This window comes from Streptomyces carpinensis (genome assembly GCF_002154505.1).
Lineage (GTDB): Bacteria > Actinomycetota > Actinomycetes > Streptomycetales > Streptomycetaceae > Streptomyces > Streptomyces carpinensis.
On the sequence record NZ_MUBM01000795.1, the window covers coordinates 1 to 594 of the forward strand.

Consider the following 594-nt stretch of genomic DNA (forward strand, 5'->3'; position numbering starts at 1 on the left):
GCACCAGGGCCCGCGCGGCCGGCACCGGCAAGGCATGGGTGGCCGCAGGAGGTGGGGCAGGGGAGGGCGCACGGGTGCTGATGTTGTTCACATCGGCATCTCGCGGGACGAATCGGGCACGGACGGTGATTCATCAGCCGGGCCCCTGCCGAGTCCGCCGGTCAGCCCGCCAGGGCCTTCAGGCGCCTGGCCGCCTCCTCCAGGACCGGGATCTGCTTGCAGAAGGCGAACCGGACGAACGGCGCGCCCTCCTCGCGGTGGTCGTAGAAGACCGCGTTCGGGATGGCGACCACGCCCGCCCGCTCGGGCAGCGACCGGCAGAAGGCGAAGCCGTCCGTCTCGCCCAGCGGGCGGATGTCGGTGGTGACGAAATAGGTGCCCGCGGGCCGGAACACCGTGAAGCCCGCCTCCGCGAGCCCCGCCGCCAGCACCTCCCGCCTGGCCCGCATGCCCTCCCGGAAGGCCGTGAAGTACGACTCGGGGGACGCCAGCGCCTCGGCGACCGCGTACTGGAACGGGCCCGAGGCCACGTAGGTCAGGAACTGCTTCGCCGAGCGCACCGCCGCCACCAGGCCGGGCGCGGCCGTGACCCAG

General features: G+C 73.4%; 1 protein-coding gene. It reads right to left on the minus strand.

The features are described 5' to 3' along the window. Positions 1-161 precede the first annotated feature (161 nt). Positions 162-594, minus strand: a 433-nt coding sequence (locus tag BZY54_RS48830; protein ID WP_143668485.1) for an aminotransferase class I/II-fold pyridoxal phosphate-dependent enzyme, incomplete at its 5' end; no start/stop codon positions are given.